At 34.8% G+C, this 14,625-nt stretch carries 14 protein-coding genes; 13 read left to right on the top strand and 1 reads right to left on the bottom strand.

Translation table 11 applies throughout. From position 1 onward, the window contains the following. Positions 1–249 precede the first annotated feature (249 nt). Positions 250–1,479: an MFS transporter gene (locus ACSVDA_RS15065; RefSeq protein ID WP_485884255.1), complete on the bottom strand. Its 1,230-nt coding sequence runs from the start codon at positions 1,477–1,479 to the stop codon at positions 250–252. A gap of 168 nt (positions 1,480–1,647) precedes the next feature. On the opposite strand from ACSVDA_RS15065, the gene ACSVDA_RS15060 reads away from it, so the two are divergent. From ACSVDA_RS15060 to ACSVDA_RS15000, 13 genes are all read left to right on the top strand, one after another. Further along, the gene (locus ACSVDA_RS15060) at positions 1,648–3,408 is read left to right on the top strand and encodes an ABC transporter substrate-binding protein (RefSeq protein WP_485884254.1); all 1,761 of its coding nucleotides are present in this window, start codon (positions 1,648–1,650) and stop codon (positions 3,406–3,408) included. 50 nt (positions 3,409–3,458) lie between these two features. Continuing rightward, positions 3,459–3,956, top strand: a complete 498-nt coding sequence (locus tag ACSVDA_RS15055) for a GNAT family N-acetyltransferase (RefSeq protein ID WP_485884253.1) — start codon at positions 3,459–3,461, stop codon at positions 3,954–3,956. Next, positions 3,946–4,458 (top strand): GNAT family N-acetyltransferase, encoded by a 513-nt coding sequence (locus ACSVDA_RS15050; RefSeq protein ID WP_485884252.1) that lies wholly within the window; start codon positions 3,946–3,948, stop codon positions 4,456–4,458. Before ACSVDA_RS15055 ends, ACSVDA_RS15050 begins: the two co-directional genes overlap by 11 nt. A gap of 430 nt (positions 4,459–4,888) precedes the next feature. Next, positions 4,889–5,542: a FusB/FusC family EF-G-binding protein gene (locus tag ACSVDA_RS15045; protein WP_485884251.1), complete on the top strand. Its 654-nt coding sequence runs from the start codon at positions 4,889–4,891 to the stop codon at positions 5,540–5,542. Positions 5,543–5,884: 342 nt separating this feature from the next. Then, positions 5,885–6,850 carry a Gfo/Idh/MocA family protein gene (locus tag ACSVDA_RS15040; protein WP_485884250.1) on the top strand — a complete coding sequence of 322 codons (966 nt, stop codon included), beginning with the start codon at positions 5,885–5,887 and terminating at the stop codon, positions 6,848–6,850. Between the two features lie 357 nt (positions 6,851–7,207). Then, entirely contained in the window at positions 7,208–8,182 is a 975-nt protein-coding gene (locus ACSVDA_RS15035) for a quinone oxidoreductase family protein (RefSeq protein ID WP_485884249.1), read from the top strand. Positions 8,183–8,526: 344 nt separating this feature from the next. Further along, positions 8,527–9,357 carry an MBL fold metallo-hydrolase gene (locus tag ACSVDA_RS15030; protein ID WP_485884248.1) on the top strand — a complete coding sequence of 277 codons (831 nt, stop codon included), beginning with the start codon at positions 8,527–8,529 and terminating at the stop codon, positions 9,355–9,357. 41 nt (positions 9,358–9,398) lie between these two features. Next, positions 9,399–10,064 carry an HAD family hydrolase gene (locus ACSVDA_RS15025; protein ID WP_485884247.1) on the top strand — a complete coding sequence of 222 codons (666 nt, stop codon included), beginning with the start codon at positions 9,399–9,401 and terminating at the stop codon, positions 10,062–10,064. A gap of 351 nt (positions 10,065–10,415) precedes the next feature. Next, positions 10,416–11,123: an MBL fold metallo-hydrolase gene (locus tag ACSVDA_RS15020; RefSeq protein WP_485884246.1), complete on the top strand. Its 708-nt coding sequence runs from the start codon at positions 10,416–10,418 to the stop codon at positions 11,121–11,123. Positions 11,124–11,147: 24 nt separating this feature from the next. Next, the gene (locus ACSVDA_RS15015) at positions 11,148–11,717 is read left to right on the top strand and encodes a TetR/AcrR family transcriptional regulator (RefSeq protein WP_485884245.1); all 570 of its coding nucleotides are present in this window, start codon (positions 11,148–11,150) and stop codon (positions 11,715–11,717) included. A 232-nt stretch (positions 11,718–11,949) separates the two neighbouring features. Beyond that, positions 11,950–12,840: a 5'-3' exonuclease gene (locus ACSVDA_RS15010; RefSeq protein ID WP_485884244.1), complete on the top strand. Its 891-nt coding sequence runs from the start codon at positions 11,950–11,952 to the stop codon at positions 12,838–12,840. A 379-nt stretch (positions 12,841–13,219) separates the two neighbouring features. Continuing rightward, the gene (locus ACSVDA_RS15005) at positions 13,220–13,675 is read left to right on the top strand and encodes an NUDIX hydrolase (protein ID WP_485884243.1); all 456 of its coding nucleotides are present in this window, start codon (positions 13,220–13,222) and stop codon (positions 13,673–13,675) included. An 84-nt stretch (positions 13,676–13,759) separates the two neighbouring features. Then, entirely contained in the window at positions 13,760–14,212 is a 453-nt protein-coding gene (locus ACSVDA_RS15000) for an NUDIX hydrolase (RefSeq protein WP_485884242.1), read from the top strand. Positions 14,213–14,625 lie beyond the last annotated feature (413 nt).

The raw sequence follows: 14,625 nt of genomic DNA, 5'->3' as shown, positions 1-14,625 counted from the left end.
ACTAGATGTGGGTGGATTAAGCTAGCAATATGTAGAAAGTTACTTATTAAATTACGGTAAGTAAAGATTTATAGTTGAAACATATATCGCTACTGTTGGAAAAAAGATGAAATGTAAAGATGCTTTAACTACTTCAAATAGTTAATCATCTTTTCTATGTGGGTAATATATTTCTAGTTTTAAATAAGTAATAATTAGTGAAAGAACAGGTGGATTGGTTATTCCGCCTGTTCTTTCACTATTATTTAACTATTGTAGCTTCCGAAAAGAATGAAAATAAAGCATTATAAACATAATTAGGATAATTAGTGTTGAGAAAACAAATAAAATTCTTACTGAAAACCACTCTGCCCACAAACCTGCAATGAATAATCCAAGAGGTAGTGTAAGTTTCATAAGCATTGATGACGTACCTGAAACACGACCTAATAGGTGATTAGGTGTAAATTCTTGTCGGATTGTAAAATATACAATATTACTCATTGTAATTGCAAACGTGCGGATGGCTAGTGAAATTCCAATTGCCCACCATGTTGGAGCAACTATAAGTACCCCCATTGCACATGCATCAATGAGTAAACAAAATGTAAAAATGTTTCCTCTTCCAAATTGTTTACGAATGTGGTTAATAATCGCAGCACCTAGTAACCCTCCAATAGCAGAAATGCTAAACATTAACCCGACTTGAGCAGATGTAGCTCCTAGTTGATCTTTTACATAAAAAATAAGTACCCCTGTTACAAGACTCGCTGCGAAATTTACAAATAGTATGGTGATTGTTGGTGTTAATAACGTCTTATTAAAGAACAGTTCATCAATACCTTCTTTTATATCACGTAACATTGAATTATGCTGTTTTGTCGCGTGGTTATCTGCAGGCAAACTGATAAGCTGTACACAAATGTGAAGTATGAATAAACATACCATGTATACCATCAAAGTTGAAGTGTAAGAAAATACTAGTAGAGCAGCACCAGCTAATCCAGGCCCGATCATTTGGATAAAAGTATTAACGAATGACATTTGTGCATTTGCAGAAGTTAATTGTTCCTTTGTAACAATTTGTGGTAAAACTGAATGGTTAGCATTTCCAAATGTATATCCTGCCGAAGAAAGAATAAATCCTAGTATGTATAAATGCCAGATGGCCAACTGATCGGTCAGGAGTAGTAAGATAATTCCAGTCATTGATGCAACTTGTATAAAACTCGTCCAGGCCATCATTTTTTTGCGATTAAATCGATCTACAAACACGCCCACAATCATCCCAATAAAAATATTTGGGAAAAACTCTATCGCACGCATAGTACTCATCGCTAGTGCTGATTGACTTATATCATAAATGAGCAATGGGATTGTAATAATATACATTTGCATGCCGAAATTTGAAATCATTGAACCAAACCAAATAAGTAGAAAGTTTTTATTTCTCCATAATGTTAATTGAGCGCTCCGCTGTTGTGCGGTCTGAACTGACATTCATATCCCCCTTGTCGTTTAGTGTAGTAGTTGAGGGTGTTCTTCCCCTTTCTTTCTCAGTCGTTGTTGTCCTCTTTTTTAAACACGCATTAGTAGTGTAAAATATAAAAAGGTGAATAAAAAGTGAGATGTTTAAATTAAATTGTTCACCTTTTATTGGGGGATAAGATGAAATACTTTGATTATTTAATAAAACTTACTGAACACTTTAAACCTGGAGTTGGGAATGAAACAACCATCTTTGATATATCTAAGCTCTTAACTTGTTCAGAGCGTCATGTGAAAACGATTGTTCAGTATTTAAATGAAGAAGGTTATATTAATTGGAAAGTCCAGAGAGGGCGAGGGAAGAAGCCAACAATTACGATTATTTATTCTAATGAGCAGCTTTGTCTCAATTACGCAAAACAAAAAATTCAACAAGGTCAATATCAACAAGCATTTCGCATTGTGGAAAATTTAGGTGATTCTTCACGAATTGATATCCAAGAGTGGTTTATAAAGCATGTAGGCTTCTCACGACTACAACAAAGAAATAAAGCTGGCGAAAATTTAGATATTCTGACATACCCTTTTTATGAAACTGATTTATCGATGGATCCACTACATATTCAATCCCGTCACGATTCCCATATGGTACAACAAATTTTTGATAGGCTTGTAGAATATGATCCAAATACAAGTCAGCTAAAACCAAGTATTGCCCATAGCTGGGAAAGTGTTGATGGAAAGCTGTGGACCTTTTATTTACACAAAGGGATAAAGTTTCATCATGGTAGAGCGTTAACAAGTGAGGATGTAAAATTAACTTTTAGTAGGTATCCGAAAAAGGATATTCTTATGACTAACATAGAATATATAGAAATAATTGACAAGGATGTTATCCAGTTTCAATTAAAGAATGTTGATTATTTATTTCCGCGTCATTTATCGGGAATGAAATTCTCCATTGTACCTCTAGAAGTGGTTAAAAATGATTATGAGAACTTCCGTAGATTTCCTGTTGGAAGCGGACCTTATAAAATTACGCAACACAATGAAAATAAAATTCGGTTAGAGGTATTTGCCAAATATTTTGGAGTTAGGCCGTGGTTAGATAGAATAGAGATTATTAAAACCCCAACTCCATTTAAAGGAGATGAGGGACTTCCGTTATTATTACATTCTTTAGACGAATCATGGGAGCAAGTAAGAATGCTAGAAAAAGGAGCAGCCTTTATTGCATTTAACTGTAAGGAAAATGGGCCACTGAGAGATCAAGATTTTCGTGAGGTAATCAGTAGCTCGTTAAATCAGCAGGATTATTTAGCCGAAAAAGAAAGTAGACGAGCTGCGTGTAGTTTTGTAACAGATCGGTCAATTGAAAACAGTGTTATTAATGTTAAGAATTGTAGCATGGTAAGTGATACAGAAATAATACTGAAGATTGGAGTGCAGCAAATTCGAGATGGAGTAAATTTTGAGGAGGAAGCCAAAATCCTGCAAAAGCAATTACTTAAAGTAAATATCACTTCACATATTGAACTAGTAGATTTTCATCGTTTTAGCGGATATGAAGAGTTTCAAGATTTTGATCTATTTGTCGGAGGGATTGCTCTTGCAGATGACCAGCTATTATCAGTAATTACTGCACTTCAATCACAAGTCATAAATATTTATCACTTTCTAAATGAACCAATGAGACAATACGTTGACCGACAAGTTTCCTACATACAACAATTAACTGATGAATCTGACCGATGGAAAACGTACTTTCAAACAGAAGAGTATTTGAAAGGAAACTACGCTATCTGTTTTTTATACCATCGTTATCATACTGTGTACAAGTCTAAAAACAGTCGATATGTAAATTTAGAACTCGATAGTAACGGAAGAGTCGATTATCGGAAGGTATGGAAGAGAGCTGGTCAACTTGAGAATCCAACATAGGTCATGGTACAACATATATTAAGTTATATTTTATTCAAAGGGGAATAACAGTGATTCGAAGATATAAGCTTGAAGATATCAATTATATTATTAGTGCTCATTACGAGATTTATCATAAGGAATACCATTATGATGAATCATTTAAAGAATTTATTCAGAAAAAAGTTTGGGATATCGTCAATAGATCCCATGTTAGAGAAAATATATGGGTAGTAGAAAAAGATGGAGATCTGAAAGGTTCAGTTTGTATTAATCAGTTTGATAGCGAAATTGCTCAGCTAGGTTTATTTCTTATAGACCCCCTTTCAAGAGGTCTAGGTATAGGTAGCGAATTAATAAAGACAGCCATCAAATTCTCAATAGAAAAAAAGTATAAGAAAATAATTTTGTGGACAAATAGTGACTTAACAGCTGCAAGAAATCTATATAAAAAGTTTGGATTTAAAATAGTAGAAACACAAGAAGTTGTTTTATCTAACATTAATATGGTTGAGGAACGTTGGGAGCTAAGTCTGAATAGTGATGGGGAGAGAAAAGGTGAAAATTAGAAAAGCAGTTTTAAAAGATGTAAAGTCAATTGCAAAAGTACATGTAGATAGTTGGAAGACTACATACAAACATATTGTAACAGACGAGTATTTAAACAAGTTATCCTATAAAAGTCGGGAACAACTATGGGAAGAGATTATCCCAAGTGGAAACGTATATGTTGCGGAAAATAATCAAGGTCAAATTGTTGGCTTTGCAAATGGTGGAAGGGAGAGGTCTAGACAGTATGATGACTACGAGGGAGAGTTATATGCCATCTATCTGTTGCAAGATTTTCAAGGATGTGGCATAGGGAAACAACTTATAATGCCAGTTATCGAACATCTAAAACAATTAAAGATACATAGTATGGTTGTGTTTGTCTTGGAAGATAATAGCGCGTGTCAATTTTATGAAGCTCTTGGTGGTAAAAAAATTGACTCGTTGGAAATTGAAATAGCCGGGAAGAAATTGAATGAAGTCGTTTATGGGTGGAGTGACATAGATTATATTTTCTCATAAATTTTTATGTCGAGTAAGGCGCGCTTCCATTACTATATAACAGACTGGTGGTCATGGTTTAGGCTCATGGAATAGTATCTTAACCCTCTGTTTTAACGCAGTCAAATTTTTATTCCTTTGATATAATACCAAATAGCAGAGAAATTTGTATGATCGAGTAAAAGTTTTTAAGAATGATGTATGAAGACTAAATTTTATATATAATGAACAATTAAGGGGGTGGATGAAAAATGGCAAACGAATTATCTTTGCCAAAGTTAAATATGTCCCATGCAAAGCCTGCGGTTGGGGGCGATTCTTTGCATGGGTGGACATTGAGGTAACTCGAGTGTTCAAAGCTTAAGCAACCTCTTAACGTCGCCCGTAAGCTCTTTCCTAAATGTGGCTTTGCACCTTCATTTTATTTATAAAATAAGGAGCGGAAGATATTATGAGTAAACCATTTATTAGGAACCATCAATATAATCTAATTCAGAGACAAGCAGGGATTATTCAACATGCTTTAAAGACTACAGCTGATCTAAATGTAATGGAAGTAGCGAAATATAGTGCGCTATCTAAAGTTCTTGATGCTATTTCTCATACGACGGATTCACAAGATAAAATGTTAAGGAAAATGATAGATTTAGAAACAGCTGAGGAGTTTCAACAGTATATAAATTCATTAGAGCCATTGCTGTTAGAATTTCCACAAGTGACTAAAAAACAATTAACAAAACTATTCTCAAAAAATAAAAAACTTAAGCTACCTGATTTAGCAAGTATAGATTTTCAATTCTTGACCTATCTCGGTTGGCTTGATATATCAAAAAATAAACTGTTTATCGTTTATGAACTAGACAATGAACTAATGGGTATAGAAGGTAACTTTACTATAACGAACAAAAAGAATATATGCTCGTTATGTAAAGGATTCAGTAAGGTTGTGTTCGTTTCAGCAATATCTAAAACAAAACCTAAAAATACTTCACCTGATTATTATAAATCTTATGGAAACTATATGTGTATGAACAGTGAAGAGTGTAATCAGAACATAACAGATGTATCAAATTTAGAAAGCTTTATTCGAAATGTCAGAGGTTAACCTCCAATGTGTTTGAAACCACGGGAAAAGTGAGGAAGGTGTTATGGACGCTCACCGCCCGTGCTGTGGAAAATGAGCATCAAGGGGCAGAAATCTTCTGCCCTTTCGTATCTTTTAGCTAAAGGCTGTCTTCGCATAAGTTGTTGTTTTTCGTACAACAATTAAAAATGAATACAACTAGCTTTCGTGACATCTTTTCTTTTTTAAAAAGGATAACTGTTCCGTTAAACAACATCTTTACCTTCAAATTTAGGAACAATAGCAACAAAGCTTCCGAAACGAAAGCCTTACTAAATAGCTATAAAGTTTACGAAAAAGACTAATAAAACAACGAGACAGAAGGTGACGGTTTTGAGCGGGAAAATAAAAGTAGGTTTAATTGGCATGGGAGCAATCGGTGAAAGAGTGTTACGACAATTTCAACAGCAGAATGAAATCGATATTGCGGCACTTTGTGATCGAAACGCAGAAAGTTTAAACAAATTTAAGGACGAATTACCAAATGTATCTCTATACTTGGATCATTTAGATATGCTTAAGGATGAAAGTATTCAGTTAATTTATGTGGGAGTTCCTCCTAAATTCCATCATAAAATAGCAATAGATGTAATAAGAAACGGCCGACACCTGCTATGCGAAAAGCCGCTTGCAAATTCTACTGAAGAAGCATTGGAAATGGTAGAAGAGGCTGAAAAAGCTAATATTGTGCATGCCATGAATTTTCCGATGGTATATAGTCAGGCTTTCCAAGTATTCAAAAATAAGATCATGGATGGTGAGCTCGGGTCGGTAAAAAAAATTGAGCTTAACTTGCACTTTACGGAGTGGCCTCGCAAATGGCAGCAAAACGAATGGATTTCTAACAGGGAACAAGGAGGATTTATTCGAGAAGTTGCTCCTCATTTTATTCAAATCATACATGACGTTTTCGGGGAAATGAGCATTGTTCGATCAAGTGTTGAATATCCTGAAAATGAAAACTTGTGTGAAACAAGCTTTATCAGTTCTATGAAGCTATCAGGTGGAATTCCCGTTCTATTTAACGGGTTAGCAGGTATTGGTCAAAAGGAGCACCTTTCTCTAAAAGTTTTCGGAGACCAAGGAACATTGGAAATTGAAAATTGGGGAATCCTTTCACAGACTAGAGCTGATGACAATGGAAACATCATTACGGTTGATAGTGTTGACAAAGAAAACGTAGTGGACGAACTGGTGAAGGCGATCAAAGGCGATGCAGCTAAGCTAGTATCTTTTAAAGAAGGTTATGCAGTTCAAAAGGTGTTAGATGATATTTTAATGGCGAAGTAGAGGCACTATTTGTGTCTCTATTTTTTATATGACAGATATAGCATATCTACATGGTTAAAGTCCATCATCGTGTGCATATCGACAAACCACTATGGAGCATCTCCTACAATAGTTAGTGAAGAATTCATTAGTGCTTGAATACACACCTAATGAAGATAGCAAAGAACGAGGAAACCACCCTGAAAACTTGTTCAGACTCCCACAATACATACCCTGTCTCTTTTTTTTTATAAAAGAACGTATAATAATTAATTCTTATCCGCTGTAATAACATATTGCTATTATAGATTTTTTATAGTGTAAGATAAAATAATTGATGGGGTATTCTATGGAAATTGATTATAGAGGTGGATTAGAATGAGGAGTATTGTTATTAATCAATTTGGTGGTCCTGAAGTACTTGAATTAACAGACGTTGAAATTCCTGTCGCAGGTCCACATGAAGTATTAATTCGTGTAGAGAAAACGAGTGTTAATTTTGCAGACATAAAAAAAAGAAAAGGGAACAAAGGTCATGGAAGCTTTCCATTATCGATCGGCTTGGATGTAGCAGGAACGGTGGAAGCTGTTGGGGATGAAGTTGAGAGGATATTTGTTGGCCAAAGAGTGATCGCGTTTCCTTCAAATGGCTCTTATGCTGATTACGTGGTGGCTAAAGAATCATTAACCTTTGTTCTTCATGAAGATATTGATTTTTCAACAGCTGCAACTTGCCCAACAGTTTCAATCTTAGCGTATAAGCTACTTCATGATATTGCTAGGGTTCAAAAAGAGGAGACGGTCCTTATACATGCGGCCGCAGGAGGAGTAGGGACAACAGCGATTCAATTGGCAAAGTTACTAGGTGCAGGAAAAGTGATTGGTACAGTTAGCAATGAGGCTAAATTTTCAGTTGTGAGAGAAGCTGGGGCTGATGAGGTCATGTTATATGATGGGTTTTCATACAAAGTAAAAGAGCTTACGAATGGGACAGGTGTAGATATTGTTTTAGATTCTATCGCTGGTCGAATTACGGAACAAAATTTAGCATGCTTAGCGAAGTATGGCAGGCTGATCCAATTTGGAAATTCCAGTGGTGAAGTAGGACATTTTCAAACAAGTGAGCTTCACTCAAGTTGTAGATCTGTACTAGGGTTCAGTTTAGGTACCACCCGAAAGGAAAGGCCTCAGCTGCTAGAACAAGCTGCTAAGCAAATTATAAAATATTTATCAAACAAACAATTAACGATGAAAATTGGCAAAGAGTTTCCTTTACAAGAAGCAAGGAAAGCCCATGAATATATTGAATCAAGAGAGAATATAGGAAAGGTACTATTAACCGTTAGAGGATAACCTTATAATAGTAAGAGATTGTCAATTGTTGAATTTGTTTTCGTACTAGCTTACAAGCATAGGGTTTTTTAATAGAGTATTTTTTCATTAATTATAGGCTGTTTTCGCATCGATTGTTGCTGTTGCCCTAAGAAATAAGTACGTACAAATCAAGTTATCCTCTTTTAACATATAGTCAATTGCAAAAATTTATTTGCTGCTGTCCTAAGTTAGTCTCTATAGCAACAAAGTTTACAAAAGGAGCCATAATGTTATTGTACTAAGAACGATACAAATCAATTTGCGTGTACGTTTAAAACAATGACTATCAAATATAAAAGATCGACTTAACGAGGGGGAGTTAGATGATAATATTTAAAAATCAATATATTACAGTGTTTCAAAGCGCATTATTTCAAACGACATCAACAGTTATTGAGATGCCAGAATTTGTATTAGTTGTTGACCCAACATGGTTACCAGCTGAGGTAGAACAAATAAAAGAATATGTATATCGAAATAAAGGCGATCGAAAGTTATATCTATTATTTACTCACTCGGACTGGGACCATATTATCGGATATGGAGCTTTTCCAGATGCAACGATCATTGCTAGTTTTGAGCTAGTAAACAAAGACCATAAGGAAAAGGAACGTATTCTTGAACAAATCTATTCCTTCGATGATAGGAACTACATTGAGAGAGGGTATGAAATTACTTATCCGAAAGTTAACCACGTCATTCAAGTGGATGGAGAGCAATTGACTATAGAAGGTACAACACTTACTTTTTATAAAGCACAAGGTCATACTGATTGTGGATTATTCACAGTTATTGAACCTATAGGCTTTTTTCTAGCAGGTGATTATCTTTCAGATTGCGAATTCCCTCTCATATACCATAGCAGTAAAGCGTATGAACTCACGCTAAATAAAGTAGACGGAATTTTAGAGCAGCACGATATCAAATTAATGATTCCAGGGCATGGGGCTGTAACTGAAGATAAGTCCATTATCAAACAAAGAAAACTAGAATCAATGACGTACATAAAACAGCTTAGAGCGTTGCTCCAGGAAAACAACAAGGAACAAATTGAAAAAATGATAGAGAAATATTGCTTTCCTAGAATGATGAAAGATTTCCATAAGGAAAACCAGCAATTATTAAGTGAAGAGCTAGGAATCTCATATCGTTAGCAGAATAGAACAAATACAATGTGTTAAGAAAGGACTTGAACATGGGTAATTACAAAGTAATTCTTTTTGATTTAGATGGAACACTTTCAGATCCTAAAATAGGCATAACCAAATCAGTTCAATATGCATTGAAGAACATGGATATTGTTGAGGATGATCTCGATAAGCTTGAATGCTTTATTGGTCCACCTTTACAAGTTTCTTTTGCAGATTATTATCATTTTGATGAGGAGAAAATTGAACGAGCAATTGAATTATATAGAGAGAGGTTCAAGGATAAGGGGATGTTTGAGAATGTCCTATATCCAAATATTCCTCTCCTGTTAAGTCAACTTAGGGAACAAAATTATAAGTTAGTTGTAGCAACCTCAAAGCCGACAGTTTTTGCAGAAAAAATACTCAACTACTTCCATATTGAACAGTTTTTCGACCTAGTAGTTGGTAGCAATCTTGATGGATCAAGGGCATCAAAAACAGAAATTATTCAACACGTTTTAGATGAGTACAACGAAAATGAGCTGAATGATTTTATTATGATTGGTGACCGTAAGCATGATATAATCGGCGCGAATAATACGGGAATTGATTCCGTAGGCGTTACATATGGTTACGGCTCATTTGAAGAACTGAGTAATGTTAAACCTACTTACATTGCAAATAATGTTGAAAAGATCAGGGAGATTTTTTTAGCGAATAAAGTTATATGAAGCTCTTTAAAAAAGGTAAGACTCACTGGATATGTGGAGTCTTACCTTTTTTAAAATTATTTTCTTTATGTCGGATATATTGCTCAAATGACTGGAGATTATAGCTAATATTGCTCATTTTACATATTATTTTACTAAAGGCTCTTTTCTTAAAATTTGTTGCTATATCAATTTAGTAACAAAAAATATTTTTATATTGTTAGTCATTATTGTACAGAAGAAAAGGAGCCAACAAGTTATGTTAGGTTTATTTCTAAAACTGCCTTATTAAATATAATGTTTGACAAAACTAATACCATTAGTTAATATAAAACTAACGTTATTAGTTTATGATTATGAGGTGAGAATGAAATGAGGAAAAAGCAAGAAAAATATTTGTATCAGTTGACGTTTTTACCCCGTTTATTGCCTGTGAATAGCTATCTTGTCGAGGAAGATGATGAATTGACATTAATTGATGCAGCCTTGCCCTACAGTGCCAAGGAGATTTTGCGTACTGCTGAATCAATTGGTAAACCGATTACAAAAATATGTTTAACCCATGCCCATGATGACCATGTTGGTGGTTTAGATAACTTGAAAAATAAACTCCCAAATGCAAAGGTTTATATCTCAAGTCGTGATGCTAAACTATTAGCTGGAGACAAATCTTTACAAGCTGATGAACCAAACACTCCTATTCGAGGTGGAGTTCCTAAAGGTATTCAAACAAAACCAGATGTGCTACTTAATGAGGGAGATGCAATTGGTTCATTACTAACAATTTCGACTCCTGGGCATACCCCAGGTTCCCTAACCTTCTTAGATATACGTACAAACACATTAATTGCTGGAGATACATTTCAAATAAAGGGAGGAATAGCTGTTGCTGGACAATTAAGAGTTTCGTTCCCCTTCCCAGCAATGGCAACATGGAACAAAGAACAAGCACTTCAAAGTGCAAAGAAGCTAATGAAGTATAAACCAGCCTTACTAGCAGTTGGTCATGGAAACCTACTAAACAATCCATCCTCAGCAATGAATCATGCTATTCGAGAAGCTGAAAGAAAGATCGGTTAATTCAATTGACAAAGGAGTATGAGCATGTCACCTAGAACAGGTTTAGATTTACAAACAATATTACAAACTGCAGCAGAGATTGCAAATGAACAAGGGCTTGAAGCAGTAACTTTAGCTGTATTAGCAAAAAAGCTGAACATTCGTCCTCCATCATTATATAACCATATTGATGGATTACCTGGATTAAGGAAACAGCTAGCCATTTATGGACTTGAGAAACTTCATAATGAACTGACCAGTGCTGTAATAGGGATCGCAGGGGAAGATGCTGTACATTCATTAGCGAAAGCCTACGTGAACTTTGCTCGTTCGAACTGTGGATTATATGAAGCGACATTAATGGCACCTGATGCATCTGATGAAGCAGCACAAAAGGCAAGCCGTAACATCGTTAACCTTGTGTTAGCTGTCCTGCAAACTTTTCGATTAGAGGATGAAGCCGCACTTCATACCGTTAGAGGTCTAAGGAGCATCTTACATGGATTTTCTTCATTAGAGCAGCATGCTGGGTTTGGATTGAATCTGAGCCTTGATGATAGCCTGCATTATATCGTAAGCACATATCTTAATGGTATTAGCAAAATGCAGAAATAACAGTGATAGATGATTAGGCTTGGTTGTATGGAGCATGGAGGGGGACTCTATGTTTTGTCATACCAATGCCGAAAGATTTTTTATCCATTCAAGGTGAATTCTTCGTCTGATACGTAATGGTTCAGTTAATAGGTCTCCGGATTTTCCAACATCTTAGCAAGTTATATCCAACATCGTTATGATAAAATGATAGGAAGTAAGTGCTGTTATTGAAAGGGTGTATGACGATAAAATGGAAAATCATAGTTTACTTTTAATAGATGGGTTCAATATATTAAGTAGGTGTTATTTTGCAACTTCTTATGGTAGGGATGAGGATCAGCTTGCAAAAAATAGCCAAGGGTTATACATTAACGCGTTACGAGTCAAGTTTAATAAAATCTTTGCGTTAATTGAAGACCTACGAGCGACACATGTAGCAATCGTATGGGATGTAAAGCGTGATGAAGTTATTAGGCGTGAAATGTTTGAAGATTATAAAGCGACAAGAGGCGAACTACCGGACCCTTTGATTCAGCAATTCGAAACGTCAAAAATAATACTTGAAAAAATTGGGATTTCTCAAATTTCTGTAGATCGCTATGAAGCAGATGATGTAATAGGGGCTTTAGCAACAAAATGGAGTCGCGAGCATCAAAAGCAGTGTTATATATACAGTAATGATCGTGACTTATTGCAGTTATTAGATCCAAATATTTCACAAGTTATTGCAATTAAATCTAAAGGTGATACCATTTACAGATTACAAGACTTTCATAATGAATACGAAATATCTCCAAATCAATGGGTTGATGTGAAGGCATTATTAGGGGACAAAAGCGATAACATTCCCGGCGTCACTGGTGTTGGTGAAAAAGCAGCACTTCCTTTAGTGAAAATGTATGAAGGCATAGATAAACTATATGAACAAATTGATGATTTAGATAAGTCCTTCAACCGATATAAGAAAAAATTAATTGCAGGCAAGGAAATGGCTTTTTTAAGTAAGAAGTTAGCTGAAATTATTGTCGATATACCACAAATCAATGAATTTGATATTTCTGAACTTCTTCTTCAATTAGAAGAAGAGATGATTCACGAAGAGTTTGAAAAATATGGATTGAAAGCAAAGGTTAAAAGATAGTAGAAAAACCGTGGCAATAGCATACTTGTAAGAAAACACATGAGATGTAACGAATTTTCATGTGTTTTTATTTTAGTAAGAATCTTCTTACTAACTTTATTAGAATAGTAAAATGAGATGATATGCGCCTTTCGTCTGCTATAGAGAGTTAAAGATGCCATGAATACAAGTTGGTATGCGTATTTATTTCTTAATACGAAAAACAACAACCAATGCGAAAACAATTTATTTGTATGGGAGCTTCAAAGGAATGTCAGTGTTATAAAGAAGGTTAGCTCATATAATAAGAAAACAACCTCTTTGTTATTAAATCTAATATAAAAATATGATATAATTACTAAAATTTAGCAAATAAACATAGTGTTAGAGGAGAAAAAATATGGGCTATATCATGGATTTAAGAAAGTTAGTAGGTAATCGTCCCCTAATTATGGTAGGTGCATGTGTCATTCTTTTTGATAAAAATAATAGAGTATTATTACAATTGCGCAAAGATAATCGATGTTGGGGGTTGCCAGGAGGCTCTTCAGAGATGGGAGAAACGCTAGAAGAAGTGGCAAGACGTGAGCTGTTTGAAGAAACAGGGTTAACAGCAAAGTCTCTTAAGCTTTTTAATGTTTTTTCAGGTGAAGAATATTATTATAAATATCCAAATGGTGACGAGGTGTATAATGTAGTTTCAGTTTTTATATGTACTTCATATGATGGTGTGTGTAAGAAGGGTGTAAGTGAAGTAGCTGAGCTACAATTTTTTCATCTTAATGAACTCCCGGAAAATATAAGTCCACCTGATTACCCCATTATAAAGGAGTATTTGAAAAAAGAAGCTCTTTAAGGAAAATAACATTTTAAAAATTTTATGAAGTAACAACAATTATGCATACAACACAAAGGAAAGGTATCGCAGATGAATTATATTATGGATATGAGAAAGCTCATCGGTCACCAAACTCTTTTTACCGTTGGCTGTGGAGTGATTATCGAAGATGGAGAAAGAATTTTATTACAGCATCGAAATGATGAGGATAATTGGTGTATCCCTGGTGGGGTTATGGAAATAGGAGAGTCGTTTGAACAAACAGCTAAAAGAGAAACGTTTGAAGAAACCGGCTTACAAGTAGAGAAATTAGATTTATTCGGTATATATTCAGGTGAAGCATGTTTCGTTAAATATCCTAATGGTGATCAAGTTTTTAGCGTGCAAATCATCTTTAAAACGAGCTGTTATAAAGGAGAATTAAAGCAAATGGATAGTGAAAGTCGGGAGCATAGATTCTTTTTGAAAGAAGAACTGCCCCCAAACTTAAACCCACGTCAAAAAGCTTTTATTCTCGATTGGGCGGAGAAAAAGCAGTTACCTGTTATTAGTTGATAATGATACTTATAGAAAACGCCTAAGCCTCATTGTGTTTAACCAAGGGTTTTTTGTAATTATGTCCTTCTAAATAAGATTAGATAAATAAAATATTGTAAAAAGGCTAACAAAACATAAAACTACCTTGCCCTAATATAGCGATACAAAGAATTTTCTTTTTTGATAGACGATCAATAACTGGTCGGTAAAGAAACTGTATAGTTATTGGCAGGGTGGCAATGGCACTAGTAGCCCCTATTAACATTGGTGAATTCGATATAGTCTTCACATACCCCATATAGTAGCGATCATACAAAAACTATCTGCAAAATTTGTTATAACTCTTCCTAATAGTAAAATCTTTATATGTTTATTCATGTTATTCCTCCTCAATTAAGCAAGAATGACTTTCATTAGATTGCTTAAGTAAG

The sequence above is a fragment of the Cytobacillus sp. Hm23 genome, assembly GCF_051842895.1.
GTDB lineage: Bacteria > Bacillota > Bacilli > Bacillales > SM2101 > Nanhaiella.
Note: the sequence above shows the minus strand (reverse complement) of the source record. Positions and strands in the feature narration are given on the sequence as shown.

Excerpts from the sequence above, each read along its gene's own strand:
- ACSVDA_RS15020 (WP_485884246.1), top strand. The coding sequence starts at position 10,416 with ATGAGGAAAAAGCAAGAAAAATATTTGTATCAGTTGACGTTTTTACCC.
- ACSVDA_RS15010 (WP_485884244.1), top strand. The coding sequence starts at position 11,950 with ATGGAAAATCATAGTTTACTTTTAATAGATGGGTTCAATATATTAAGT.
- ACSVDA_RS15065 (WP_485884255.1), bottom strand. The coding sequence starts at position 1,479 with ATGTCAGTTCAGACCGCACAACAGCGGAGCGCTCAATTAACATTATGG.
- ACSVDA_RS15025 (WP_485884247.1), top strand. The coding sequence starts at position 9,399 with ATGGGTAATTACAAAGTAATTCTTTTTGATTTAGATGGAACACTTTCA.
- ACSVDA_RS15005 (WP_485884243.1), top strand. The coding sequence starts at position 13,220 with ATGGGCTATATCATGGATTTAAGAAAGTTAGTAGGTAATCGTCCCCTA.
- ACSVDA_RS15030 (WP_485884248.1), top strand. The coding sequence starts at position 8,527 with ATGATAATATTTAAAAATCAATATATTACAGTGTTTCAAAGCGCATTA.
- ACSVDA_RS15060 (WP_485884254.1), top strand. The coding sequence starts at position 1,648 with ATGAAATACTTTGATTATTTAATAAAACTTACTGAACACTTTAAACCT.
- ACSVDA_RS15000 (WP_485884242.1), top strand. The coding sequence starts at position 13,760 with ATGGATATGAGAAAGCTCATCGGTCACCAAACTCTTTTTACCGTTGGC.
- ACSVDA_RS15015 (WP_485884245.1), top strand. The coding sequence starts at position 11,148 with ATGTCACCTAGAACAGGTTTAGATTTACAAACAATATTACAAACTGCA.
- ACSVDA_RS15035 (WP_485884249.1), top strand. The coding sequence starts at position 7,208 with ATGAGGAGTATTGTTATTAATCAATTTGGTGGTCCTGAAGTACTTGAA.
- ACSVDA_RS15045 (WP_485884251.1), top strand. The coding sequence starts at position 4,889 with ATGAGTAAACCATTTATTAGGAACCATCAATATAATCTAATTCAGAGA.